The organism is Caulobacter segnis ATCC 21756, from assembly GCF_000092285.1.
GTDB lineage: Bacteria > Pseudomonadota > Alphaproteobacteria > Caulobacterales > Caulobacteraceae > Caulobacter > Caulobacter segnis.
Genome location: NC_014100.1, coordinates 2,346,643 through 2,368,722, shown reverse-complemented (window position 1 = coordinate 2,368,722; position 22,080 = coordinate 2,346,643). Strand labels below are relative to the sequence as shown.

The following is a 22,080-nucleotide window of genomic DNA, read 5'->3' as shown; positions in this document are numbered from 1 at the left end:
CGTGGGCGCGGCGCAGGCTATCTCCCGCGCCCTTCAACACTGTCACGGAGTTACGTGATGCGACCGGATGTCGAGGCCGCCGCGGCCGACATCGAGCAGTCCGTGGGACTGCTCAGGAGGCGTCTTTGACTGGGACGTCGCTCTCCGCAAGCTCGATGAGCTGAACGCCCGGGTCGAGGACCCGACCCTGTGGGACCGCCCGTCCGAGGCTCAAGCCGTCTCGCGCGAGCGCGCCGCCCTGGCCGCCAAGGTCGAGGCCGTGCAGTCGATCGAGCGCGATCTGAAGGACGCCGTCGAGTACGCCGAGCTGGCGGACATGGAAGGCGACGAGGAGTCGCTGAACGACGCCCGCGTGCAGCTTAAAGCCCTGAAGGACCGCGCCGGCCGCGCCGAGCTGGAGGCCCTGCTGTCGGGCGAGGCCGACGGCAACGACGCCTATATCGAAATCAACTCCGGCGCTGGCGGCACCGAGTCCTGCGACTGGGCCGGCATCCTGCTGCGCATGTACACCCGCTGGGCCAACGCCCACGGCATGCAGACCGAGCTGATCGAAGAGACCGACGGCGACCAGGCCGGCATCAAGTCGGCCACGCTGCTGGTCAAGGGCCCCAACGCCTACGGCTGGCTGAAGACCGAGGCCGGCGTGCACCGTCTGGTGCGCATCAGTCCGTACGACAGCAGCGCTCGCCGCCACACCTCCTTCGCCTCGGCCTGGGTCTATCCGGTGGTCGACGACACGATCGAGATCGAGATCAACCCGGCCGACGTGCGCACCGACACCTATCGGGCCTCCGGGGCCGGTGGGCAGCACATCAACAAGACCGACTCGGCCGTGCGCCTGACGCACATCCCGACCGGCATCGCCGTGGCCTGTCAGGCGGGCCGCTCGCAGCACCAGAACCGCGAAGAGGCCTGGAAGATGCTGCGCGCGCGCCTCTACGAGGCCGAGCTGCAAAAGCGCGAAGCCGCTCAGCAGGCGCTGGAAGACCAGAAGACCGACATCGGCTGGGGTCACCAGATCCGCAGCTACGTCCTGCAGCCCTACCAGATGGTCAAGGACCTGCGGACCAACGTCGAGACCTCCGACACCCAGGGGGTGCTGGACGGCGATCTCGACGCGTTCATGGGCGCGGCCCTGGCCCAGCGCGTCGGCGCGACTCGCGACGGCGCCGAGGCTTAAGGTCTATTGATCCCGCTGGCGTCGCCAAGGCGTCAGCGGGACATAGGTCGCCGGTTCGGTCGGGGCATGGCGACTGACCGAGATCAAACCCCTTCGTTTCAGGATATCGACGGCGTTCTGAACCGTTCGCCGTGACTGGCCGGTGCGTTCGGCCAACTCCGCGTGGCTGAAGCTGGCGCGGCCGTCGGCGCGCGCCGCGACGATCGCCAGATAGACGAGGAAGGCGGATGGCTTGTGGTCATGGCCCACCAGGTCGGCCATCAGCGTGTCGAGGACGTACCGGTCCAACCTGTAACTTTGCGCATCCATTGCTATAGCAATATTTGCACGTCTTCACCGGCGCAACCCCGGCGGGCTACGCCGGTCTCGTCGATGGCCGACAGGAGAGGCGGGTCGTGAGCGTGATCAGTAAGGTGAAGTTCGTCAGCATCCCGGTCAGCGACCAGGACCGGGCGCTGGAATTCTGGACGGAGAAGGTGGGCCTGCGGGTCGCCACCGACCAGCCGATGGGCGCCCAGCGCTGGATCGAGCTGTCGATCCCCGGCGCGGAGACGGGGCTGGTGTTGTTCACGCCCGAGGGCCACGAGGACCGGATCGGCAGCTTCTTCAACGGCTCGCTGGCTTGCGACGACGTCGAGCACGCCTATCGCAAGCTCAGCGAGAAGGGCGTCGAATTCGAGGGGCCGCCTCAGAAACAGCCCTGGGGCGCCTTCGCCAAGTTCAAGGACCCCGACGGCAACACCTTCGTGCTGAGCAGCCGCTAGGCCGAAGTCCCCGGTCAGCCGACCGTTTCGGCCGCCGCGAGGGCTAGGACTTCCGGCTCCGGCGTCGGCTGGATCGGCGAGGGCGGGCGCTGGAACTTCAGGCTGCGGCCTTGGAAGAAGGCGCCCGACTCCATCGACAGCTGTTCATGGGTGATGTCGCCATCGACATAGGCGGTGCCGTAGAGGCGGACCTGCTTGGCGATAATCGAGCCGACGATGCGACCGCGCACCTCGACGAGGTCGGCCTGGACGCAACCCTCGACATGGCCGGTTTCGCCGACGCTGAGGCGCGCCACGCGGACGTCCCCGCGTAGAATTCCATCCAGTTGAAGCTCGCCTTCGCCCTCGATGCAGCCCTCGATCGTCAGGTCGGCCGAGAGCAGGGAGGCCACCTTGGGCGTGCGGCGCGTGGCGTCCGCGGGGTTGCTGGAGGGCAGGCTCGCCGGCGCCTCGGCGCGACCAGAGGCCTTGGGCCCCGACTTAGCTTGTTTGCTGAACATACTCACCAGCCCTCAAGAAGCGGTTGGGGTTCTGGGCCTTGCCATTGACCCAGACTTCGTAATGCAGATGCGGGCCGGTCGAGCGGCCCGTCGAGCCCATCGCGCCGACGCGCGAGCCGATCGTCACCCGCTGACCGACGCGAACGCCGATCGAGGACAGGTGCGCGTAGCGGGTCTTGAAGCCGCCGCCGTGGTCGACCTCGACCGTATTGCCGTAGCCCGCGCGGACGCCGGTGAACGAGACGACGCCCGGGGCGGTGGCCATGATCGGCGTGCGCATGGCGCCGGGGAAGTCGAGGCCCGAGTGGAAGGCCGGGCGGTGCGTGAACGGATCGAAGCGGACGCCGTAGCTGGACGACAGGGCTGGATTGCTGGTCGGCCGATAGAACGGCAGCTTTTTGACCGCCGCGCCCAGGCTGCGCATGTCCGACATGTCGTTCGCGGCGTGCTGGATGCGGCTGGCGAAATCCTCGTCGACGTCCAGAACCGCGGCCAGCGCGCGCGGGTCCTTGGCCTCGATCAGCGGACCGCCCAGCGAGACGCCTCGTCCGGTGAACGAAGAGGCGTCGAGGCCGGCCATGCGCATGGCCAGGCGCAGCCGTTCGGCGCGGCTCTTGGCGAAGCCTTCGGCGGCGTCGATCAGGCGCTCTTGATCCATGCGCGTGGCCTGGATGCGCTCGACCGGGCCGGCGGCAAGCAGGCGCGGCTTGGCGACGCTCAGGGCGTCGGCGGCGCCCGGAACGCCCTTGAAATCGGAAACCAGGAGGGCGAGGGCGGCGTGGCGCTTCTCGACCGAGCTGGCCAGCTCGTCGAGCGAGCCGTTGGTCGCGGAAAGCTGAGCCACGGCGCTGTTCAGGCGAGCCTGGCGGTCGGCGTTCAGCCGCTCGTAGTAGGCCTTCTGCTTGATCACCTGCTGATCGGTCGAGCTGACCGACAGAACATTGATCAGCATGGCGGCCGTGCACACGCCCATCCACAGAGCGCCAGCGCCGACGCAGCCCGCGCCGATCAGTTGTTTGTTGGTGGAGAGAACATAGCCGCGCATCTCGCCGCCAGAGCGGACGTAGACATGCCGTTCAGGAAACAGGGCCTCGAGAGATTGCCGCAGTCGCTTGAAGCGCTTGATCGCCATCGTCCCAGGAAACCCCCCGTTTCAGGTCTGGGGGATATGGAACGATAAAACGCTAACGTGCAAGACTCTTCGCGCCCTGAAAGGACGCGAGTCGCGAAAAGTCATTTTGCGCCTCGATCCTTAACGTTTTCTGACCAGAGGAAATACGCGTTAACCGCGTAAGTCGTGGAAACGCCACAGGTTGAGGCGCCAATACAACACGCGCGCGGCGCAAGCGTTCCCGAAGCCGTCGAACTTACTTAATAGCCTTGGCGGCGTTCATGACGGCCTTGATGTGCCCCGGCACCTTCACCTTGCGCCAGACCTCGCGCACGACGCCCTCGCGGTCGATCAGGAAGGTGGAGCGGTCGATGCCCATGTACTTGCGGCCGTACATGCTTTTCTCGACCCAGGCGCCATAGGCCTCGACGATGTCGCCCATGGGGTCGGCGGCCAGTTCGATGGTCAGGTCGTGCTTGGCGCGAAACTTGGCGTGGGAGGCGGCGCTGTCCTTGGAGACGCCGATGATGACCGCGCCCAGCTTCTGGAACTCCTCGACCTCGGACGAGAACTGCAGCGCTTCGGAGGTGCAGCCGGCCGTGTCGTCCTTCGGATAGAAGTAGAGGACGACATTCTTGCCCTTCAGGGCCGACAGGCTGACGCGACCGGTGTCGGTCGGGAGGTCGAAATCGGGGGCCTTGTCGCCGGGTTGCAGCATCGGTCTCTTCCTCGATCACTCGAAACAGGTGAGGGGCCGGACGGGCCGGTTAAGTCCGTCCGGCATACGATAACTAAACGGGCTTCACCAACACGATCTTCTTCTTGCCGGCGGCGAGTTTGACCACGCCCTCGACGAGATCGGCCGAGGTGATCGTCCGGTTGGCGTCGGCCTCCGCCTTGTCGTTGACCTTCAGGCCACCGCCCTGAGCCAGGCGACGCGCCTCGCCCCGAGAACCGGCCAGACCCGCGTCGGTGAAGAGCGCCGCCAGCACGATCCCGGCCTCAAGATCCGCCGCCGGAACCTCGAAGGTCGGCAGGTCGGCCGACAGCGCGCCCTGTTCGAACGCCTTCTCGGCGGCGTCGCGGGCCTTGCGGGCCTCTTCCTCGCCGTGGGCCATGCGGGTGGCTTCGTCGGCCAGCACCTTCTTGGCCTCGTTGATCTGGGCGCCTTCGAGGGCTTCCAGTTCGGCGATCTTTTCGAGCGGCAGGTCGGTGAACAGCTTCAGGAAGCGACCGACGTCGGCGTCCTCGGTGTTGCGCCAGAACTGCCAGTAGTCGTAGGGGCTCAGCTGCTCGGCGTTCAGCCACACCGCGCCGGCCGCCGTCTTGCCCATCTTGGCGCCCGAGGCGGTGGCCAGGAGCGGCGTCGTCAGGCCGAAAGCGCTCTTCTGGTCGACGCGACGGGTCAGCTCGACGCCGTTGAGGATGTTGCCCCACTGGTCCGAGCCGCCCATCTGCAGCACGCAGCCGTGGGCGCGGTTCAGCTCCAGGAAGTCCACCGCCTGCATCAGCATGTAGTTGAACTCGAGGAACGTCATCGGCTGCTCGCGCTCTAGGCGCAGCTTGACCGAGTCGAAGGCCAGCATCCGGTTGACGGTGAAGTGCACGCCGTATTCGCGCAGGAACTGGACGTAGCCGAACTTCGACAGCCAGACGTCGTTGTCGACCATGATCGCGTCGGTGGGCCCGTCGCCGAAGGTCAGGAACTTGGCGAAGACCTGCTTGATGCCGGCGATGTTGGCCTGGATGTCGGCGTCCGACAGCAGCTTGCGGCTCTCGTCCTTGCCGGTGGGATCGCCGACCTTGGTGGTGCCGCCGCCCATCAGGACGATCGGCTTGTGGCCGGCCTGCTGCAGGCGGCGCAGCAGCATGATCTGGATGAGGCTGCCGACGTGCAGGGATGGCGCGGTGGCGTCGAAACCGATGTAGGCGGTGACGATCCCGGCCGAGGCGGCCGCGTCCAGTTCCTCCGGATGGGTGATCTGGTGGATATAGCCGCGCGCCTCCAGGGTTCGCAGGAACTCTGACTTGAAGGACGACGCGGCGGACATGGATCGACTCTCTATTTGACTTGGCGGGCCGTCTAGCACGGCGGGATTGGATTGTGAGGCTTTCATTTCAGACTCCGGGGAGGATGCCGGAGCGCATGATCGACTGGAAAGAAAGCGACCCCGGCGAGGCGGGGGCTAAGCGACGTGTCTGGTCGGCCTCCCGCTATGGCAGCGGGCGGTAATAGGGGCGGGCCAGGACGAAAGCGTCGATCATGGGGCCTAGCTACCGTTTCGCGGCCGTGGCAGTCAACGCTCCCATGAAGATCCTGGGATTCATGACCGGCACCTCGCTGGACGCGGTCGACATGGCGGTGCTGGAGACGGACGGCCACGACATTCAAGCCTTCGGCCCGGCCGGCGAGCGCAAGCTGCGCGAGGAAACCCGGGACTTGCTGCTGGTCGCCACCGAGGTCGCCCGCGGCTGGCCGCGTGGCAAGCCCGCGCCGGAGATCTTCGCCGAGGCCGCCCAGGCGGTCGCCGACGAGCACCTTCACGCCGCCGAGAGCTTCCTGGCCGAGCATGGCCTCGCATGGAGCGAGTTCGATCTTCTGGGCGTGCACGGCCAGACGGTGCTGCATGAGCGTCCGACGCCCGAACGGATCGGTCGGACGGTGCAACTGCTGGACGCCGAGCGCCTGGCCAAGGCCACGGGGCGGCCGGTGGCGTTCGACTTCCGCACCGCCGACGTGGCGGCCGGCGGGCAGGGCGCGCCGCTGGCCCCGATCTACCACGCCGCTCGCGCCCGCGCCTCGGGCCTCTCCGCGCCCGTGGCGGCGCTGAACATCGGCGGCGTGGCCAACATCACCCTTATTGGAGAGGGCGACGACCTGTGGGCCTTCGACACCGGCCCCGGCAACGGCATGATCGACCTGATGCTTCAGGAGCGCGGGCTGGGCCGGTTCGACGAGAACGGCCGGCTGGCCGCCGCCGGCCGGGTCGATCAGGCCATCCTCGACGCCTTCCTGGCCAGCGACTACTTCGCCGGGCCCGCGCCCAAGTCCCTGGACCGCTACGACTTCCCGCTGGACCTGGTCGAGCCGCTGTCGGCCGAGGACGCGGCCGCGACCCTCGTCGCCTTCACGGCCGAGGCGGTGATCAAGGCCTTCGACCACGGCGCGCGGCCCAGCGCGCTGATCGTCTGCGGCGGCGGCCGTCACAATCCGCAGATCATGCGCGCCCTGACCGAGCGCGCGCCCGTGCCGGTGAAGACCGCCGAGGCCTTCGGCTGGCGCGGCGACAGCATCGAGGCCGAGGCCTTCGCCTATCTCGCCGCCCGCACGGCCCAGGGCCTGCCGATCAGCTTCCCGGGCACGACCGGCGTGACGGCGCCGATGACGGGCGGTCGGATCGTCGAGCCCTGACCGACGCCTAGACTTGGCCACGATTTTGAATTGAGCTGGCCTCGGACTAAAGCCAGGGGGCGAGCATGATCGGGATTTTGTTGGCGGTCTTGTTGGGCGCGAGCGATGGGCCGCCCCTTAGCCCGCGCGCCGCGGAGCTGATCGCGCCCGTACGCCAAGCCCTGGAAGCCGAACGCAAGGCTCAGGCCGCGCTGCCGCCGCCGGCCAACGATGCCGAGAAGCTGGAGCGGATGGGGCGGCTGGATCAGGTCGGTCGGCGCGTTCTTGTGACCATTGATCTCTCCCTATTGCCGCCGGAAGAGATGAACGCCGCGCGAAAGGCCATGTGGGACCCGGTCGAGGAGGCGGACGCCGAGAACGAGAAGGCCCTCCTGGCCATGGCGCCGCCCGAGGGCTGGTTTCTGAAAAGCCGCTATGGCGACAAGGCCGCGAAGGCCGCCTTTATGATCGTCCAGCACTCTAATCTGGAGCTTTGGCGCCGTTTCGTGCCCGTGCTGGAGCCTCTGGTCGCGAAAGGCGAGGTCGACGGCCAGAACTACGGCCTGATGTACGACCGTCTGGCGCTCAACGAAGGGCGGCCGCAGCGCTATGGCAGTCAGGTCGTGTGTGAGGCCGGCAAGTGGGCGCCGGATCGGTTGGAGGATCCCGAGACGGTGGACGAGCGGCGCAAGGCGATGGGGTTCCCCCAGAGCATGGCCGAGTACCTGGCCTATTTTCAGACAAACTATCCGCCCTGCACGTGAGGTCAGTGCAGCTTCAGCCGTCCTGACACCCGCTGCTGCAGCAGGCGCGCGAGCGCCAAGGTGGCCGTGCGGCCGACGCCGAGTATCGCACGGTGGTGATCCAGGTGCAGGGACATGTAGGCCCACTTGGCCAGCAGCCCCTCGATGAAGAAGTTCGGACCGCCCAGCCCGCCCATCAGCGATCCCACGCCCTTGTGGTCCCCCAAGGAGACCAGCGAGCCGAAATCGCGATAGACGAACGGCGCCTTGAGCGGCCCCTGGCGCAGGCGCGCGATGATCGCCCTTTCCAGGTAGCTGGCCTGCTGGTGCGCGGCCTGGGCGCGGGCAGGGACAGTCTTGCCATCCTTCCACGGCGCGGCGGCGCAGTCGCCCAAGGCCCAGACGTCGGGGGCGGAGGTCTCCAGGTGGGCGTTGACCACGAACTGGTTGGCGCGGTTGGTCTCCAGGCCAAAGCCCTGGTTTGTCTCGGCCGCCTTGATCCCTGCCGCCCAGACGATCAGGTCGGCGGGCACGTCGCCCTGGCTGGTTTCCAGGCGATCGGCGTGGACGGCCAGCACCTTGGCGTCGGTCTTCACGGCTACGCCCTTGCGTTCCAGGGCGAGGGTCGCCTTGTCGGCGATCTTCTGGGGCAGGGCGCCCAGAATGCGCGGCGCGGCTTCCACGACCGTGATGTCCAGGCGGAAACGCTGCTCGTCGCCCAAGCTGCCCAGCAATTCGCGGTGCGCCTCGATCAGCTCGGCCGACAGTTCGACGCCGGTCGCGCCGCCGCCGACGATGGCGACGCGCATGATCTTGTCGTTCGAGAACGAGGCCTTGGTGAAGGCCGCCAGCAGCCGGGCGTGGAAGGCCTCGGCGTCCTCGGTCCGCTCCGGAAGATGAGCCTGCTCGGCGCCGGGGGTGCCGAACAGATTGGAGCCAGAGCCGACCGCCAGGACGCCATAGGTGAAGGTGATGGCGCGCTCGGGCGCCAGCACCTGGCCGTTATCGTCGGTGATCGCCCTGAGAGTCAGGCGCTTGGCGCCGGGATCGAAGGTCTCGAGCTCGCCGAGGAGGAAGTTGAAGCCGTTGGAGCGGCCGAGGATCGAATAGGAAATGCCTTCCTGGTGGACGTCGAGGGTGCCGGCCGCCACCTCGTGCAGGGTCGGCTTCCAGATGTGGAAGCTGGAGCGGTCGATCAGCAGCACCCGGCGCTTGCCCCGATGGGGTGTATTGGGCCGACCGCCCAGCCTGCGGCCCAGCCGCGACGCCAGTTCCAGTCCGCCGGCGCCGCCGCCGACGATGACGATGTCGTAGTGCATCACCGCCTCGCTTGATATTCATCAATCGGTGAAAATATAGGTCGTGGACCGATGTTCCGCCAGCCGCCGCGACGCGCAACGAAAAAGGCCTCCCCGGAGGGAGGCCTTTTGAACTCGCTAGATAGGATTTTCGGCCAATCGCTTGTCGAGATAGTCGCTGACGCTTTTCTCGACGCTGGGCAGATGCTCGGTCCAGAAGTGGCTGGCCTTGTCGATGACCTCGTAGTCGATCGTGATGCCCTTCTGGGTCCGCAGCTTGGTGACCACGCGCTCCACCTCGACCGGCGGGGTGATCGTGTCGGCCGAGCCGGTCAGGAACAGGCCCGAGGCCGGGCAGGGGGCCAGGAAGCTGAAATCGTACATGTTGGTCGGCGGCGAGACCGAGATGAAGCCGTCCGTCTCGGGACGGCGCATCAGCAGTTGCATGCCGATATAGGCGCCGAAGTCGAAGCCGGCGACCCAAGTCTGGCTGGCGGCCGGGTTCGAGGTCTGCAGCCAGTCCAGCGCCGTGGCCGCGTCGGCCAGCTCGCCGATGCCGGCGTCGAACTCGCCCTGGCTGCGGCCCACGCCGCGGAAGTTGAAGCGCAGGGTCGCGAAACCGCGCTTCATGAACAGGTGATACAGCTGCACCGAAACCGGATGGTTCATGTGACCGCCGGCCTTCGGGTGCGGGTGCAGGATCAGGGCGATCGGCGCCGTCTCGGTCTTGCCGGGAGAATAGCGACCCTCGATCCGTCCAGACGCGCCGGTCAAAATCACATCAGGCATGTCATCCCCTTCAGCTCGACAGCGGCCGAAGATCCGACGATTGGGTCGCCAGAATACTTGACCGCCGCGCTTGGTCTTCCTAAATCGCAGCCAGCAAGCGGACCGACGGCCCGCGCGCGAAGTCGCGGCTTGTAGCACACGCAAAAGCCGATGCGCGCGGAATCTGCAAGGGGTAAGGCGATGCGCCTGAGCACCAAAGGACGATACGCGGTCATGGCGATGACCGACCTGGCCAAGCGCCAGGACGAAGGCGAGGGCCGCGCCGTGGCCCTGGCCGAGATCGCCGCGCGCCAACAGATCTCGCTTTCCTATCTTGAGCAGCTCTTCGCGCGCCTGCGCCGCAAGGGCCTGGTGATCAGCGCTCGCGGGCCGGGCGGCGGCTATCGCCTGGCCAAGGCCTCTACCGAAACCTTCATCGCCGACATCGTGCTGGCGGTGGACGAACCGCTGCGCGCCACCCGCTGCAACTTCACCAAGGGCCAAGCCAAGGGCTGCATGGCCGGCGGCGAGCGCTGCATGACGCATAATCTCTGGGAAGAGATGGGCCGCCAGATTCACGGCTATCTCGCCAGCGTGTCGGTCGCCGACGTGCTGAAGGGCGAGCTTCGGCCAAATAGCGAGAAAGTGGCCCGTCCGATGGAGATCGCGGCCGAGTGAACGCCTCCCGCCCTTCCATCTATCTCGACTACAACGCCACGGCGCCTTTGCGGCCGCAGGCGAAGGAGGCGCTGTTGCGCGCCCTGGAGAGCCCGGCCAACCCCTCGTCGGTGCATGCCGCCGGCCGCGCCGCCCGCGACGTGGTCGAGCGCGGCCGCGCGCAGGTCGGCGCCCTGGTCGGCGTGCCCGCTGGCTCCGTCACCTTCGTCAGCGGCGGGACCGAGGCCAACGCCTTGGCCATCGAGAGCGCCAAGGCGGCCGGCGTCGAACGCATCCTCATCTCCGCGATCGAGCACGACGCGGTCACCGAGACGGCGAAGACTTCTGGCCTGCCGGTCGAGGTCCTGCCTGTGGACAACAATGGCGTCGCCGATCTCGGCTGGCTGGCGCAAGCGCTTGAAAAGCCGGGCAAGACCCTGGTCTGCCTGATGCTGGCCAACAACGAGACCGGCGTCATCCAGCCTGTGGATAAGGCGTCAGCCCTCGTGCGCGCCCACGACGGCTGGCTGCATGTCGACGCCGTCCAGGCCGCCGGCAAGATCGCGATCGACTTCTCCGGCCTCGGCGCCGACACCATGGCGCTGTCGGCCCACAAGTTGGGTGGGCCGCAGGGCGTCGGCGCTCTGGTCGCCGGGACCCGCGCCACGGTCACCCGTCGCCTTCATGGCGGTGGTCAGGAGCGCGGTCGCCGGGCCGGCACCGAGAATGTCGCCGGCATCGCCGCGTTCGGCGCGGCGGCCCAGGCGGCCCAGGAAGGCCTTGCCTCGATGGCCGAACAGGCCCAATGGCGCGACGCCCTGGCCCAGCGGCTGAAAGCCGAGGGCGCGGTCGTGCTGGGCGAGGGGGCTGATCGCCTTCCCCAGACGTTGTGCTTGGCGGGCGAGGGCTTCGGCTCCGAGGTCCAGGTCATGAACATGGACCTGGCCGGGATCATGGTCAGCGCCGGCAGCGCCTGCTCTTCGGGCAAGGTCAAGGCCAGCCGCGTGGTGGAAGCCATGGGCCGCGCCGATCTCGCCCCGTTCGCCCTGCGTATCAGCGGCGGCTGGGCGAGCACGGAAGACGATTGGATCAAGTGCGGCGACGCCTGGCTCGCCGCCTGGAAGCGTATCGGCGCCCGGCGCCGGGAGGTGGCTTAGTGGCCGCGGTCAAAGAGACTGTTGAAACCGTCGCCGCGCTCGAGAAGTACGAGCACGGCTTCACGACCGAAATCGACCAGGAGTTCGCCCCCAAGGGCCTCTCCGAGGACATCGTGCGCTTCATCTCGGCCAAGAAGGACGAGCCGGCGTGGATGCTGGAGTGGCGGCTTGACGCCTATCGCCGCTGGCTGGCGATGGACGAGCCCGATTGGGCCAAGGTCAGCTATCCGCCGATCGACTACCAGGACACCTACTACTACGCCGCCCCGAAGACCAAGGAAGGCCCCAAGAGCCTGGACGAGGTCGATCCGGAGCTGCTGGCCGTCTACGAAAAGCTCGGCATCCCTCTGAAAGAACAGGCGGTTCTGGCCGGCGTCGAGGGCGCGCCGCGCTACGCGGTGGACGCCGTGTTCGACAGTGTCAGCGTCGTCACGACCTTCAAGAAGGAGCTGGCCCAGGCCGGCGTCATCTTCTGCTCGATGAGCGAGGCGATCCGCGAGCATCCCGAACTGGTGCGCCAGTACCTGGGCAGCGTGGTCCCGACCTCGGACAACTATTTCGCGTGCCTGAACAGCGCGGTGTTCTCGGACGGCTCGTTCGTCTACGTCCCGCCGGGCGTGCGCTGCCCGATGGAGCTGTCGACCTATTTCCGGATCAACGCCAAGGATTCCGGCCAGTTCGAGCGCACCCTGATCATCGCCGACAAGGCCGCCTACGTTTCGTACCTGGAAGGCTGCACGGCCCCGATGCGCGACGAGAACCAGCTGCACGCGGCGGTGGTCGAACTGGTCCTTTTGGACGACGCCGAGATCAAGTACTCGACCGTCCAGAACTGGTACCCGGGCGATCCCGAGACCGGCAAGGGCGGCATCTACAACTTCGTGACCAAGCGCGCCGACTGCCGCGGCGACCGCTCCAAGGTCTCGTGGACCCAGGTCGAGACCGGCTCTGCCATCACCTGGAAGTATCCGTCCTGCGTGCTGCGCGGCGAGGGGAGCTCTGGCGAGTTCTATTCGATCGCGGTGACCAACGGCCACCAGCAGGCCGACACCGGCACCAAGATGATCCACCTGGGCGCCAACACCCGCTCACGGATCGTCGCCAAGGGCATCAGCGCCGGCAAGTCGACCTCGACCTATCGCGGTCTCGTCTCGGCCCACCCCAAGGCCAAGGGCGCGCGCAACTTCACCCAGTGCGACTCCTTGCTGATCGGCAAGGACTGCGCGGCCCACACCGTGCCTTACATCGAGGCCCGCAATGGCCAGTCGGTGTTCGAGCACGAGGCCACCACCACGCGGCTGTCGGACGACCAGCTGTTCTACTGCCAGCAGCGCGGCCTCAGCCAAGAGGAGGCCGTGGCCCTTCTGGTCAACGGCTTCGTCAAGGACGTGCTGCAGCAACTGCCCATGGAATTCGCCGTCGAGGCCCAGAAGCTCGTGGCGATTTCTCTCGAAGGATCCGTCGGTTAAATGCTTTCCATCAAGAACCTTCACGCCCGCGTCGAGGACAAGCCGATCCTGAAGGGCGTCACGCTGGACGTTCCCGCCGGCGAGGTCCACGCGATCATGGGGCCGAACGGCGCCGGCAAGTCGACCCTGTCCTACGTGCTGACCGGCCGCGACGGCTATGAGGTCACCGAGGGCTCGGCGACGCTCAATGGCGAGGACGTGCTGTCGCTGGAGCCGAACGAGCGGGCGGCCAAGGGCCTGTTCCTGTCGTTCCAATATCCCCTGGAAATTCCGGGCGTTCCGGCCCTGACCTTCATCCGCACCGCCCTCAACGCCCAGCGCCGCGCGCGGGGCGAGGACGAGGTCGCCGCGCCGGCCTTCCTGAAGCTGGCCAAGGAGAAGGCCGCGGCGCTGAAGATCGACTTCGAGATGCTCAAGCGCGGCCTGAACGTCGGCTTCTCGGGCGGCGAGAAGAAGCGGATGGAAATCTTCCAGATGTCCATGCTTTCGCCGAAGTTCCTCATCCTCGACGAGACCGACAGCGGCCTGGATATCGACGCGCTGAAGATCGTCTCCGAGGGCGTCAACGCCCTGCGCTCGCCCGAGCGCGGCATGCTGGTCATCACCCACTACCAGCGCCTGCTGGACCACATCAAACCCGACAAGGTCCACGTGCTGGCCGCCGGCCGCATCGTCGCCTCGGGCGGTCCGGAGCTGGCCCTGCAGCTGGAAGCCGAGGGCTATGACCGCATCGTGGGGGCGGCGGCTTGACCCTTTCGACCGCCCTCAAGACCGGCGACCTCTCGGCGCTGCCGTCGCGGCGCGACGAGGACTGGCGCTGGACCGACCTGCGGGGCCTGCTGAAGGTTCTGCCACCGGTCGCGCCGGCGCATGACGGCGAGGTTCCGGCCGGTCCGTTCGCGGGCCTGGCCGACGCCGAGACCCTGTTCGTCAACGGACGCCGCGCGGGCGCCTCCGACGTCGCCTCGGGCGTCGTGGCCCTGCGCTTCGTCGCCCTGGCCGACAAGGCTTCGCAGGGCGCCAGCCACGCCCTGGTGGTGAAGCCGGGCGAGAGCCTCGTCCTGCTGGAAAGCCACGAAGGCCGCGCCGGGGCTTATGTCTCCGACGTCGCGCTCGACATCGCCGTGGGCGAGGGCGCCTCGCTGGAGCGGATCGTGCTGGTCGACGACGAGGCCGAGGCCGTCAACGTCGTCACCGCCGAGGTCGCCCTGGCCCCCGGCGCCAAGTTCGCCCAGACCGTTTTGACCTCCGGCGCACGTCGCCAGCGGATCGAAACCCGCGTCCGCCACCCCGGCGCCCATGCCGAGGTCCGCCTCGACGGCGCCTATCTGCTCGATGCGCAACGCCACGCCGACCTGACCAGCGTCGTGACCCACGGTGGTCTCGACGGCGTCACCAGCCAGCTGACCAAGGGCATGGTGACCGATCAGGCGCGCGGCGTCTTCCAGGGGCGGATTGTCGTCGAGAAGGGCGCCGACCAGACCGACGCGCGGATGGGCCACCACGCCCTGATCCTGTCGGACAAGGCCGAGATCGACGCCAAGCCAGAACTGCTGATCTTCGCCGACGACGTCTCCTGCGCCCACGGCAACACGATCGGCGCGCTGGACGACGAGGTGCTGTTCTACGCCAAGCAGCGCGGCATCCCCGAGGCGGACGCCAAGGCCATGCTGACCGTGGCCTTCGTCGGTGAAGTGATCGAGCGGATCGAGCACGAGGGCGCGCGCGCGGTCGCCGCCGCCTGGGTCGCCCGCAAGCTGGGGAGCGACGCCTGATGGCCTTTGACGCGCCCTACGACGTCGCCGCGATCCGCGCCCAGTTCCCGATCCTGGCGCGAGAAGTCCACGGCAAGCCGTTGATTTATCTCGACAGCGCCGCCAGCGCCCAGAAGCCGGACGCGGTGCTGGACGCCATGATGGGCCTGGCCCGCACCTCGTACGCCAACGTCCATCGCGGCCTGCACACGCTCGCGAACGAAACGACCGAAGCCCATGAAAAGGCGCGGGAAACCGTCGCGCGCTTCATCAACGCCGAGCGCGACGAGGTCGTCTGGACCAAGAGCGCGACCGAGGCGGTGAATCTGGTCGCCAGCTCGTTCGGCCTGTCGCTGAACGCCGGCGACGAGATCGTGCTCTCGGAGATGGAGCACCACGCCAACATCGTGCCGTGGCACTTCCTGCGCGAGCGCAAGGGCGTCGTCCTGAAGTTCATTCCGGTGCTGGAAGACGGGCGCCTGGACGTGGAGGCCTACAAGGGTCTGCTGTCCGAGAAGACCAAGATGGTCGCCGTCACCCACATGTCGAACGTGCTGGGCACGGTCAACGACGTGGCCGAGATCGTCCGCTTGGCCCACGCGGCCGGCGCGCCGGTGCTGCTGGACGGCTGCCAGGGCGTAGTCCACACCAAGGTCGACGTGAAGGCGCTGGACGTCGACTACTACGTCTTCTCCGGCCACAAGTTGTACGGTCCGACCGGGATCGGCGTGCTCTACGGCAAGGCCGAGCGCCTGGCGGCCCTGCCGCCGTACCAGGGCGGCGGCGAGATGATCGGCTCGGTGGCGTTGGATCGGATCACCTACGCCGACCCGCCGCACCGCTTCGAGGCCGGCACTCCGGCGATCCTGGAGGCCGTGGGCCTGGGCGCGGCGATCGAGTGGCTGAACGGCCTGGATCGCGACGCGATCTTCGCCCACGAACACGCCCTCTATGAGCGGGTCGCCGAGCGGCTGCGCGGCGTCAACGGCGTGCGGATCCTGGGCGAGGCGCCTGGCAAGGGCGCGGTGCTGTCCTTCACGGTCGAGGGCGCCCACGCCCACGACATCGCCCAGGTGCTGGACCGCTACGGTGTCGCCGTGCGCGCCGGCACGCACTGCGCCGAGCCCTTGATGCGCCGTTTCGGCGTGACATCGAGCGCCCGGGCCTCGTTCGCCCTATATAACACAGAGGCCGAAGCCGACGCGTTCGTGGACGCGCTGGCCAAGGCCCGCAGTTTCTTCAGTTGAGCCGCTTCATGACCGACGCCGCCGCCGTTCCCGAACCCGCTTCCGCCCTGTCGCAGGACGAGCTGAATCGGCTGACCGACCAGCTGATCGAGAAGCTGAAGACGGTCTACGACCCGGAGATCCCGGTCGACATCTATGAGCTGGGCTTGATCTACAAGGTCGACGTCTCGGACGACAAGGACGTGGCCATCGAGATGACCCTGACCGCGCCGGGCTGCCCGGTGGCCGGCGAAATGCCGGGCTGGGTCAAGGACGCGGTTCTGGAGATCCCGGACCTGAAGTCCTGCACGGTGGATCTCGTCTTCGATCCGCCGTGGGATTCCTCGCGCATGAGCGACGAGGCCAAGCTGCAACTGAACATGTTCTGATCGGTTCAAACGCCATGGAAACCGCGATCACCGCACGTCCCCGCCGTCCGCGCCCCAAGGTCGTCACCCTGACCGACGCCGCGGCCGCGCGCGTGAAGGCGATCATGGACAAGGCCGACAAGCCCTATGTCGGCCTGCGCGTCGGCGTGAAGAACGGCGGCTGCGCCGGCCAGGAATACGTCTTCGAATATGCCGAGACGAAGGGCCCGATCGACGAGGTGGTCGAGGACAAGGGCGTCACGATCCTGATCGAGCCCAAGGCGGTGCTGTTCCTGATCGGCACGGAAATCGACTACGAGGTCAGCAAGCTGTCCTCGAAGTTCGTGTTCCACAATCCCAACGAGACCGACGCCTGCGGCTGCGGCGAGAGCGTCACGATCCAGCCCGCCGCCGAGGTTCACGAGTAATGCTGGCCAAGACCCCGTCGTGCGTCGAATGCGGCCTGCCGTGGGGCTCCCCGCGCTTCAAGCACGAGGACGAGGCGCCGCTCTACTGGTCGGACACCGGCCTCCTGTGCTCGGGCGGCTGCGCCCAGAAGCACTTCGAGAAGCGTCGCGCGGAGGGGACTTTCGTCGCGATCCCGGCCGAGTGCCCGGTCGCTGTCTGATCGCGCATTGACCGGAGCGCGCCGGGCGGCCTAAGCCCGGCCATGGTCAAGACGGTTCTGATCTATTCGATGGGCGAGGTGATCGGCGACGGGCTGATCAAGCTGCCCTTCATCGCCGGCCTGCGCGCGGCGTTTCCGGACGCGCGGATCAGCTGGTGCGCGGCCAAGGGCGAGACCGTCTATGCCGGGCCGCTGAAGGCCGTGGTCCAGGGCTATATCGACGAGGTGATCCTGGAGGGGGCTAACGGCGCGAAGGCGCGCGACAGCCTGCCTTGGTCCAGACCCTTTTGCGGTCGGAAGTTCGACCTCGTCATCGACACCCAGGAGAACCTGCGGCGCAGCGGCGTCGCCCGGCGCGGAGCGGCCGGACGCTTCGTCTCGGCGGCGCGGCTGGCGCGGAGCCAGGATTGGCCCGTCGCGGTCGCCGACCGGCTTGCGCGGCTGCTGTCGCTGGCGACGAACGGGCAGGGCGCGCCTAGGCCCCTGGCCCTGACCAATCCCGACGCCCTGAAGGCCGCTGAGATCCTGCTGCCCGCCGGTTCGACCTATGTCGGCCTCGCGCCCGGCGCGGGCGGCCAGGACAAGCGCTGGCCGCTGGAGAACTACCTGGAGCTGGCCCGCCGGATCGTCGCCAGGGGCTGGACGCCGGTGTTCTTCTTCGGTCCCGACGAGGCCGATGACGCGGCGATCGCCGCCCGCGAGGTCCCGCAAGCCCTCCAGACTGAGCGCAATCGCACTGACGGTCTTCCCGTGAAAGGGCCGCTGCTGGTTATCGCCCTAGCCGGACGGCTGGCGGCGGGCGTGGCCAACGACGCGGGACCCGGCCACATGCTGGCCGCCGGCGGCGCGCCCCTGCTGTCGCTGCAGCAGGACCGCCGCAAGGCCGTGAAGTTCCGTCCCGCCGCCGCCCGGCTTGAGATGCTGGTCGCGGAGGACTACGGAAGCGGCATGGACGCCCTGCCGCTCGACACGGTCTGGGCCGCCCTTGAGAAACTGGTTTCCGGAGCGTCCTGAATGTCCATCCTCGCGCCGATCTCGGCGGGCGAACTGGTCGACAAGATCACCATCCTGCGGGTCAAGGCCGAGCGGATCGGCGATCCGGCCAAGGAAGCCAATGTCCGCAAGGAGCTGGCCCTGCTGGAGGCCACCGCGCGCGAGCACCTGCCCGACACGGCCGAGATCGCGCGCCTGACCGAGGAGCTCACCGCCGTCAACGCCGCCCTCTGGGACATCGAGGACGGCAAGCGCGACTGCGAGCGTCGCCAGGACTTCGGCCCCGACTTCGTGGCCCTGGCGCGCCGCGTCTATATCGACAACGACCGCCGCGCCGCCATCAAGCGCGCGATCAACGAAGCCGCCGGCTCCGAGATCGTCGAGGAGAAGAGTTACAAGCCCTATCTGGCGGGTTAGCGCCCCTTGAACGCCGCCGCGCGCTTCTGGAGGAAGGCGCTGACGCCTTCGATGAAGTCCTCGGTCTTGCCGGCGAACTTCTGGGCCTTGCGCTCGGCGTGCAGCTGGCCGGTCCAGTCGGCGTCCAGGCTGTCCCAGACCAGCTTGCGGATCGCGCCGAGCGCCGCGGGGCCGCGCGCCAGCTCCTGGGCGATGGCGGTGGCCGCGCCGATCAGCTCGTCGTCCGGCACGCAGCGATTGACGAGACCCCACTGAAGCGCCGTGGCCGCCGGCACCTTGTCGCCCAGCAGCATCATCTCCATGGCCCGCGCCTTGCCGACCAGGCGGGGCAGCAGGTAGGTCGAGCCGCCGTCGGGCACCAGGCCGATCCGGCGGAAGGCCTGTAGGAAGTAGGCGCTCTCGGCCGCGACGATGATGTCGCCCATCAGGGCGATCGAGCAGCCGACGCCGGCCGCCGGGCCGTTCACCGCCGTCACGATCGGCAGCGGGAAGTCCTTCAGCAAGGTCATCAGCGGATTGTAGATGGTCTCCAGCGCCGAGCCGGCATCGGGCTTGCCGTCGACATCCAGCTCGCGCCCGGCCGCGCCGCCGCCGGACAGGTTGGCGCCCGAGCAGAAGCCGCGGCCTTCGCCGGTCAGGATCACCGCGCGCGCCTCCACCTTGCCGGCCGCGATGGACGAGAAGGCGTGGATCAGCTCGCGAGCGATCTCCAGGCTGGCGGCGTTCAGCGTGGTTGGATCGGCGAGGGTGACGGTGGCGACGCCGTCGTGCGTCGAGACACGGATCTTCTGGTAGTCCACGGCCTTGACCTCCCTTTCGTCTCTTTGGGGAGGAGTCTAGGCGCCTTTGCCCCTTGGGAAGGCTAGCGGAATCTTCAACGAAAAACGCCGCCGATGCGGGATCGGCGGCGTCTTATCGAAATTGGGTCGAGGGAGACTAGGCTGCGTTCGCCGAGGCGGGCATGCCCTCGGCCGCCGTCACGCGGTTGCGGCCGTTGCGCTTGGACGCATAGAGGGCCGCGTCGGCGCGTTCCATGATCGAGTGGCCGCTTTCGCCCGGGCGACGCTCGGCGAAGCCCGACGAGATGGTGATCGCGCCCAGGTCCTCGTTGGTCGAGCGGCGCTTGAGCATGCGCGAGGACACCTCGACGCGGATTTCCTCGAGCGAGGCGGCGATGACCGCCGAATTCTCACGCGGGAAGATCATGGCGAATTCCTCGCCGCCGTAGCGGGCGGCGAAGCGCGGCGGGGCGGCGACACGACCGATCACCGAGGCGACGTAACGGATGACCTGGTCGCCGGTCTGGTGGCCCCAGGTGTCGTTGAAGCCCTTGAAATGGTCGATGTCGAGGACGGCAAGGCACAGCGGGGTGCCCTGGCGGTCGGCCTCGGCGCAGGCGCGGTCCAGTTCCTCGTCGAAGGCCTTGCGGTTGGCGAGGTTGGTGAGGCCGTCCGTGGTGGCTTCGCGGCGGACCTGTTCGAGGTGTTCGCGCAGGCGTTCGACCTCGGAGGTCGATTCCGCCAGACGGGATTCCAGCGACTGGTTCTCGCGATGCACGCGGCGGGTGGCGTCGGCCAGGTTCGAGACGACGACCTTGATGGCCTCGACGTCGGTGGACTTGTCGAGGTTCTTGGTCGCGCCCGCCAGTTCCTTGCCGAAGGCGGCGTTGGATTTCTGGGCGTTCTGGATGGCCTTGGCGACGGCCTCCAGTTCCTTGGAGAGGATGTCGCCGGCGTCGCGGATCTGGTCGTTCAGCCGCACCTTGGGCAGGTAGGTCGCGGCCAGCTCCTCGCTGACCAGCTCGGTCATCGGCTCGCCGATCGAGATCAGCCGGGTCAGTTCACGGGCGAGGGGGCCGTCGGGATCGGCGACATAGTGCGTCCAGAGCTCGAAATTCAGCGCGGTCGGCCACACTTGGTGGCGCTCCATCAGCTCCAGCGCGCGCGAGGCGACCTTATAGGCTTCAGGGCCGCGCAGCGCGGTTTCGACTTCCGACATTTCTCTTATCCCCCGTCCGTCCTTTCCGTCGGGGAAAGGCCGATCGCATGGACACGGAGACTAGACGGTAGAGTTCTTACGACCCGTTAAGAACGAGCAAGGTTTGCTTGCGCGCGAACGCACGCTCACGCATGGTGAACGATGATAAGATGAGCGCTGCGCCACGAGCGTCGCGCCAGCCATGGGAGGCGAGAGATGAACGCTCCAATGAACCCGTTGGACGCCCACAAGGCGACCATGAACGAGGTGCTCAGCCGCCAGAAGGCCGCGCATCTGCGCGACGGTCCGCCCAGCGTGGAAAAGCGCGTCGACTGGCTGAACCGGTCGATCGACCTGCTGATCGGCCACCAGGCGGAGATCGCAAAGGCCGTGAACGCGGACTTCGGGTCGCGCTCGCCCGAGGCGACGGCCCTGACCGACGTCGCTGGCTCGATCGGACCGCTGAAGTTCGCCCGTGAGAACGTCGCCAAATGGATGCGGCCGCAGAAGCGCAGGACCACCCCGGCGATCCTGGGTCTGTTCGGGGCCAAGGCCGCGGTGCAGTACCAGCCCAAGGGCGTAGTCGGCGTCATCAGCCCGTGGAATTTCCCCGTCAACCTGACCTTCGCGCCGCTGGCGGGCATCTTCGCCGCCGGTAACCGGGCGATGATCAAGCCCTCGGAATACACCCCCGCCACGTCCGAGCTGCTGAAGGCGATGTTCGCCGAGGCCTTCGACGAGGAAGAGGTCGCCGTGTTCGTCGGCGGGCCGGAAGTCGGACAGGCGTTCTCGGGCCTGGCCTTCGACCACCTGGTGTTCACCGGCGCGACCTCGGTGGCCCGTCACGTGATGCGCGCCGCGGCCGAGAACTTGGTGCCGGTGACGCTGGAGCTGGGCGGCAAGAGCCCGGTGATCCTGTCGCGCGGCGCCGACCTGGCCACCGCCGCCGCTCGGATCATGAACGGCAAGACCCTGAACGCCGGCCAGATCTGCCTGGCCCCCGACTATGTCCTGGCTCCCCAGGAGGACGTCGAGACCTTCGTCGCCGAGGCCAAGGCGGCCGTCGGCCGCTACTTCCCGACGCTGAAGGATAATCCCGACTATACGGCGCTGGTCGCCCAGCGGCACTACGACCGGGTGAAGGGCTATGTCGACGACGCCAAGGCCAAGGGCGCGCGCGTGGTCGAGATCAATCCGGGCGGCGAGGACCTGTCGCAGCAGGAGCATCGCAAGATCGCTCCGACCCTGATCATCGATCCGACCGACGACATGAAGGTCATGCAGGAGGAGATCTTCGGTCCGGTCCTGCCGGTGAAGAGCTATCGCACGATCGACGAGGCCGTGGACTATGTGAACGCCCACGACCGACCGCTCGCGCTGTACTGGTTTGGGACCGACGAGGCCGAGAAGGACCGGGTTCTGGCGCGCACGACGAGCGGCGGGGTCACGGTCAACGACGTGATCTTCCACGTCGCCCAGGAAGAGTTGCCGTTCGGCGGCGTTGGCCCAGCCGGCATGGGCGCCTATCACGGCCACGACGGCTTCCTGGAGTTCAGCCACAGGAAAGCGGTGTTCCAGCAGCTGAAGAAGGACATCGCGCCGATGCTCGGCTTGCGGCCGCCCTACGGCGAGGCGATCCGCAAATATCTGGCGGGTCAGATCAAGCGATAGGTCGGCGC

The 22,080-nt window shown here is 67.6% G+C and carries 26 protein-coding genes; 16 read left to right on the top strand and 10 right to left on the bottom strand.

Features of this window, described 5'->3' with window-relative positions:
• The first annotated feature begins 57 nt into the window (after positions 1 to 57).
• Positions 58 to 1,180 (top strand): peptide chain release factor 2 gene (gene prfB, locus CSEG_RS10865; protein ID WP_013079283.1). Its coding sequence is split into 2 segments (ribosomal slippage): positions 58 to 126 and positions 128 to 1,180, totalling 1,122 coding nucleotides; the frame shifts between segments, so codons are not numbered across the junction.
• 3 nt (positions 1,181 to 1,183) lie between these two features.
• Here the strand turns inward: prfB and CSEG_RS10860 are convergent.
• Complete coding sequence (locus CSEG_RS10860) at positions 1,184 to 1,468, bottom strand: helix-turn-helix domain-containing protein (protein WP_227878824.1); 285 nt, start codon at positions 1,466 to 1,468, stop codon at positions 1,184 to 1,186.
• 107 nt (positions 1,469 to 1,575) lie between these two features.
• Here CSEG_RS10860 and CSEG_RS10855 point away from each other — a divergent pair, with 107 nt between their 5' ends.
• Complete coding sequence (locus CSEG_RS10855; RefSeq protein WP_013079281.1) at positions 1,576 to 1,944, top strand: VOC family protein; 369 nt, start codon at positions 1,576 to 1,578, stop codon at positions 1,942 to 1,944.
• 14 nt (positions 1,945 to 1,958) lie between these two features.
• Here the strand turns inward: CSEG_RS10855 and CSEG_RS10850 are convergent, their stop codons facing one another.
• The 5 genes from CSEG_RS10850 to CSEG_RS22545 all read right to left on the bottom strand — a co-directional run bounded on the left by CSEG_RS10850 (position 1,959) and on the right by CSEG_RS22545 (position 5,820).
• Complete coding sequence (locus CSEG_RS10850) at positions 1,959 to 2,444, bottom strand: bactofilin family protein (RefSeq protein ID WP_013079280.1); 486 nt, start codon at positions 2,442 to 2,444, stop codon at positions 1,959 to 1,961.
• Positions 2,425 to 3,576, bottom strand: coding sequence for a peptidoglycan DD-metalloendopeptidase family protein (locus CSEG_RS10845; protein ID WP_013079279.1), 1,152 nt, complete (start codon positions 3,574 to 3,576; stop codon positions 2,425 to 2,427). The genes CSEG_RS10850 and CSEG_RS10845 overlap by 20 nt, the downstream gene beginning before the upstream one ends.
• Positions 3,577 to 3,811: 235 nt before the next feature.
• Positions 3,812 to 4,273: a peroxiredoxin gene (locus CSEG_RS10840; RefSeq protein ID WP_013079278.1), complete on the bottom strand. Its 462-nt coding sequence runs from the start codon at positions 4,271 to 4,273 to the stop codon at positions 3,812 to 3,814.
• A 73-nt stretch (positions 4,274 to 4,346) separates the two neighbouring features.
• The gene (gene tyrS / locus CSEG_RS10835; protein ID WP_167535122.1) at positions 4,347 to 5,672 is read right to left on the bottom strand and encodes a tyrosine--tRNA ligase; all 1,326 of its coding nucleotides are present in this window, start codon (positions 5,670 to 5,672) and stop codon (positions 4,347 to 4,349) included.
• A 97-nt stretch (positions 5,673 to 5,769) separates the two neighbouring features.
• Positions 5,770 to 5,820 carry a hypothetical protein gene (locus CSEG_RS22545; RefSeq protein ID WP_024265744.1) on the bottom strand — a complete coding sequence of 17 codons (51 nt, stop codon included), beginning with the start codon at positions 5,818 to 5,820 and terminating at the stop codon, positions 5,770 to 5,772.
• A gap of 43 nt (positions 5,821 to 5,863) precedes the next feature.
• On the opposite strand from CSEG_RS22545, the gene CSEG_RS10830 reads away from it, so the two are divergent.
• Together CSEG_RS10830 and CSEG_RS10825 are read left to right on the top strand one after the other, a co-directional pair.
• Positions 5,864 to 6,967, top strand: a complete 1,104-nt coding sequence (locus CSEG_RS10830) for an anhydro-N-acetylmuramic acid kinase (RefSeq protein WP_041538584.1) — start codon at positions 5,864 to 5,866, stop codon at positions 6,965 to 6,967.
• Positions 6,968 to 7,032: 65 nt separating this feature from the next.
• The gene (locus CSEG_RS10825) at positions 7,033 to 7,710 is read left to right on the top strand and encodes a DUF6624 domain-containing protein (protein ID WP_013079275.1); all 678 of its coding nucleotides are present in this window, start codon (positions 7,033 to 7,035) and stop codon (positions 7,708 to 7,710) included.
• A gap of 2 nt (positions 7,711 to 7,712) precedes the next feature.
• On the opposite strand, the gene CSEG_RS10820 is transcribed toward CSEG_RS10825, so the two are convergent.
• Both CSEG_RS10820 and CSEG_RS10815 read right to left on the bottom strand, forming a co-directional pair.
• Positions 7,713 to 9,008 carry an NAD(P)/FAD-dependent oxidoreductase gene (locus CSEG_RS10820; RefSeq protein ID WP_013079274.1) on the bottom strand — a complete coding sequence of 432 codons (1,296 nt, stop codon included), beginning with the start codon at positions 9,006 to 9,008 and terminating at the stop codon, positions 7,713 to 7,715.
• Between the two features lie 117 nt (positions 9,009 to 9,125).
• Entirely contained in the window at positions 9,126 to 9,776 is a 651-nt protein-coding gene (locus CSEG_RS10815) for an alpha/beta hydrolase (protein ID WP_013079273.1), read from the bottom strand.
• A 180-nt stretch (positions 9,777 to 9,956) separates the two neighbouring features.
• On the opposite strand from CSEG_RS10815, the gene CSEG_RS10810 reads away from it, so the two are divergent.
• From CSEG_RS10810 to CSEG_RS10760, 11 genes are read left to right on the top strand one after another with little or no spacing between them, the layout of a single operon-like run.
• Complete coding sequence (locus CSEG_RS10810) at positions 9,957 to 10,433, top strand: Rrf2 family transcriptional regulator (protein ID WP_013079272.1); 477 nt, start codon at positions 9,957 to 9,959, stop codon at positions 10,431 to 10,433.
• Entirely contained in the window at positions 10,430 to 11,569 is a 1,140-nt protein-coding gene (locus CSEG_RS10805) for a cysteine desulfurase family protein (RefSeq protein WP_013079271.1), read from the top strand. The genes CSEG_RS10810 and CSEG_RS10805 overlap by 4 nt, the downstream gene beginning before the upstream one ends.
• Positions 11,569 to 13,038 carry a Fe-S cluster assembly protein SufB gene (sufB, locus tag CSEG_RS10800; RefSeq protein WP_013079270.1) on the top strand — a complete coding sequence of 490 codons (1,470 nt, stop codon included), beginning with the start codon at positions 11,569 to 11,571 and terminating at the stop codon, positions 13,036 to 13,038. The genes CSEG_RS10805 and sufB overlap by 1 nt, the downstream gene beginning before the upstream one ends.
• Positions 13,039 to 13,788 carry a Fe-S cluster assembly ATPase SufC gene (sufC, locus tag CSEG_RS10795; RefSeq protein WP_013079269.1) on the top strand — a complete coding sequence of 250 codons (750 nt, stop codon included), beginning with the start codon at positions 13,039 to 13,041 and terminating at the stop codon, positions 13,786 to 13,788.
• On the top strand, positions 13,785 to 14,813 hold the full coding sequence (gene sufD / locus CSEG_RS10790) for a Fe-S cluster assembly protein SufD (protein WP_013079268.1): 1,029 nt from the start codon (positions 13,785 to 13,787) through the stop codon (positions 14,811 to 14,813). The genes sufC and sufD overlap by 4 nt, the downstream gene beginning before the upstream one ends.
• Positions 14,813 to 16,039 carry an aminotransferase class V-fold PLP-dependent enzyme gene (locus CSEG_RS10785; RefSeq protein ID WP_013079267.1) on the top strand — a complete coding sequence of 409 codons (1,227 nt, stop codon included), beginning with the start codon at positions 14,813 to 14,815 and terminating at the stop codon, positions 16,037 to 16,039. Before sufD ends, CSEG_RS10785 begins: the two co-directional genes overlap by 1 nt.
• Before the next feature lie 8 nt (positions 16,040 to 16,047).
• Positions 16,048 to 16,407, top strand: coding sequence for an SUF system Fe-S cluster assembly protein (locus CSEG_RS10780; protein ID WP_013079266.1), 360 nt, complete (start codon positions 16,048 to 16,050; stop codon positions 16,405 to 16,407).
• A 14-nt stretch (positions 16,408 to 16,421) separates the two neighbouring features.
• Positions 16,422 to 16,814 carry a HesB/IscA family protein gene (locus tag CSEG_RS10775; RefSeq protein ID WP_013079265.1) on the top strand — a complete coding sequence of 131 codons (393 nt, stop codon included), beginning with the start codon at positions 16,422 to 16,424 and terminating at the stop codon, positions 16,812 to 16,814.
• Positions 16,814 to 17,014, top strand: a complete 201-nt coding sequence (locus CSEG_RS10770) for a hypothetical protein (RefSeq protein ID WP_013079264.1) — start codon at positions 16,814 to 16,816, stop codon at positions 17,012 to 17,014. Before CSEG_RS10775 ends, CSEG_RS10770 begins: the two co-directional genes overlap by 1 nt.
• 42 nt (positions 17,015 to 17,056) lie before the next feature.
• Positions 17,057 to 18,028 carry a glycosyltransferase family 9 protein gene (locus CSEG_RS10765; protein ID WP_013079263.1) on the top strand — a complete coding sequence of 324 codons (972 nt, stop codon included), beginning with the start codon at positions 17,057 to 17,059 and terminating at the stop codon, positions 18,026 to 18,028.
• Positions 18,029 to 18,424 carry a DUF6165 family protein gene (locus CSEG_RS10760; protein WP_013079262.1) on the top strand — a complete coding sequence of 132 codons (396 nt, stop codon included), beginning with the start codon at positions 18,029 to 18,031 and terminating at the stop codon, positions 18,422 to 18,424. It abuts the gene before it with no gap.
• Here CSEG_RS10760 and CSEG_RS10755 read toward each other — a convergent pair.
• Positions 18,421 to 19,224: an enoyl-CoA hydratase/isomerase gene (locus CSEG_RS10755; RefSeq protein ID WP_013079261.1), complete on the bottom strand. Its 804-nt coding sequence runs from the start codon at positions 19,222 to 19,224 to the stop codon at positions 18,421 to 18,423. The genes CSEG_RS10760 and CSEG_RS10755 overlap by 4 nt on opposite strands.
• Before the next feature lie 136 nt (positions 19,225 to 19,360).
• The gene (locus CSEG_RS10750; protein WP_013079260.1) at positions 19,361 to 20,422 is read right to left on the bottom strand and encodes a GGDEF domain-containing protein; all 1,062 of its coding nucleotides are present in this window, start codon (positions 20,420 to 20,422) and stop codon (positions 19,361 to 19,363) included.
• Positions 20,423 to 20,617: 195 nt separating this feature from the next.
• On the opposite strand from CSEG_RS10750, the gene CSEG_RS10745 reads away from it, so the two are divergent.
• Positions 20,618 to 22,072, top strand: a complete 1,455-nt coding sequence (locus CSEG_RS10745; RefSeq protein WP_013079259.1) for a coniferyl aldehyde dehydrogenase — start codon at positions 20,618 to 20,620, stop codon at positions 22,070 to 22,072.
• Positions 22,073 to 22,080 lie beyond the last annotated feature (8 nt).

Bases quoted from the DNA above. Each gene is read 5' to 3' on its own strand.
- CSEG_RS10780 (WP_013079266.1), top strand. From the start codon at position 16,048: ATGACCGACGCCGCCGCCGTTCCCGAACCCGCTTCCGCCCTGTCGCAG.
- CSEG_RS10830 (WP_041538584.1), top strand. From the start codon at position 5,864: ATGAAGATCCTGGGATTCATGACCGGCACCTCGCTGGACGCGGTCGAC.
- CSEG_RS10825 (WP_013079275.1), top strand. From the start codon at position 7,033: ATGATCGGGATTTTGTTGGCGGTCTTGTTGGGCGCGAGCGATGGGCCG.
- CSEG_RS10840 (WP_013079278.1), bottom strand. From the start codon at position 4,273: ATGCTGCAACCCGGCGACAAGGCCCCCGATTTCGACCTCCCGACCGAC.
- tyrS (WP_167535122.1), bottom strand. From the start codon at position 5,672: ATGAAAGCCTCACAATCCAATCCCGCCGTGCTAGACGGCCCGCCAAGT.
- CSEG_RS10760 (WP_013079262.1), top strand. From the start codon at position 18,029: ATGTCCATCCTCGCGCCGATCTCGGCGGGCGAACTGGTCGACAAGATC.
- CSEG_RS10820 (WP_013079274.1), bottom strand. From the start codon at position 9,008: ATGCACTACGACATCGTCATCGTCGGCGGCGGCGCCGGCGGACTGGAA.
- CSEG_RS10775 (WP_013079265.1), top strand. From the start codon at position 16,422: ATGGAAACCGCGATCACCGCACGTCCCCGCCGTCCGCGCCCCAAGGTC.
- CSEG_RS10785 (WP_013079267.1), top strand. From the start codon at position 14,813: ATGGCCTTTGACGCGCCCTACGACGTCGCCGCGATCCGCGCCCAGTTC.
- CSEG_RS10845 (WP_013079279.1), bottom strand. From the start codon at position 3,576: ATGGCGATCAAGCGCTTCAAGCGACTGCGGCAATCTCTCGAGGCCCTG.
- CSEG_RS10750 (WP_013079260.1), bottom strand. From the start codon at position 20,422: ATGTCGGAAGTCGAAACCGCGCTGCGCGGCCCTGAAGCCTATAAGGTC.
- sufC (WP_013079269.1), top strand. From the start codon at position 13,039: ATGCTTTCCATCAAGAACCTTCACGCCCGCGTCGAGGACAAGCCGATC.
- CSEG_RS10765 (WP_013079263.1), top strand. From the start codon at position 17,057: ATGGTCAAGACGGTTCTGATCTATTCGATGGGCGAGGTGATCGGCGAC.
- CSEG_RS10810 (WP_013079272.1), top strand. From the start codon at position 9,957: ATGCGCCTGAGCACCAAAGGACGATACGCGGTCATGGCGATGACCGAC.
- CSEG_RS10850 (WP_013079280.1), bottom strand. From the start codon at position 2,444: ATGTTCAGCAAACAAGCTAAGTCGGGGCCCAAGGCCTCTGGTCGCGCC.
- CSEG_RS10815 (WP_013079273.1), bottom strand. From the start codon at position 9,776: ATGCCTGATGTGATTTTGACCGGCGCGTCTGGACGGATCGAGGGTCGC.
- CSEG_RS10745 (WP_013079259.1), top strand. From the start codon at position 20,618: ATGAACGCTCCAATGAACCCGTTGGACGCCCACAAGGCGACCATGAAC.
- CSEG_RS10770 (WP_013079264.1), top strand. From the start codon at position 16,814: ATGCTGGCCAAGACCCCGTCGTGCGTCGAATGCGGCCTGCCGTGGGGC.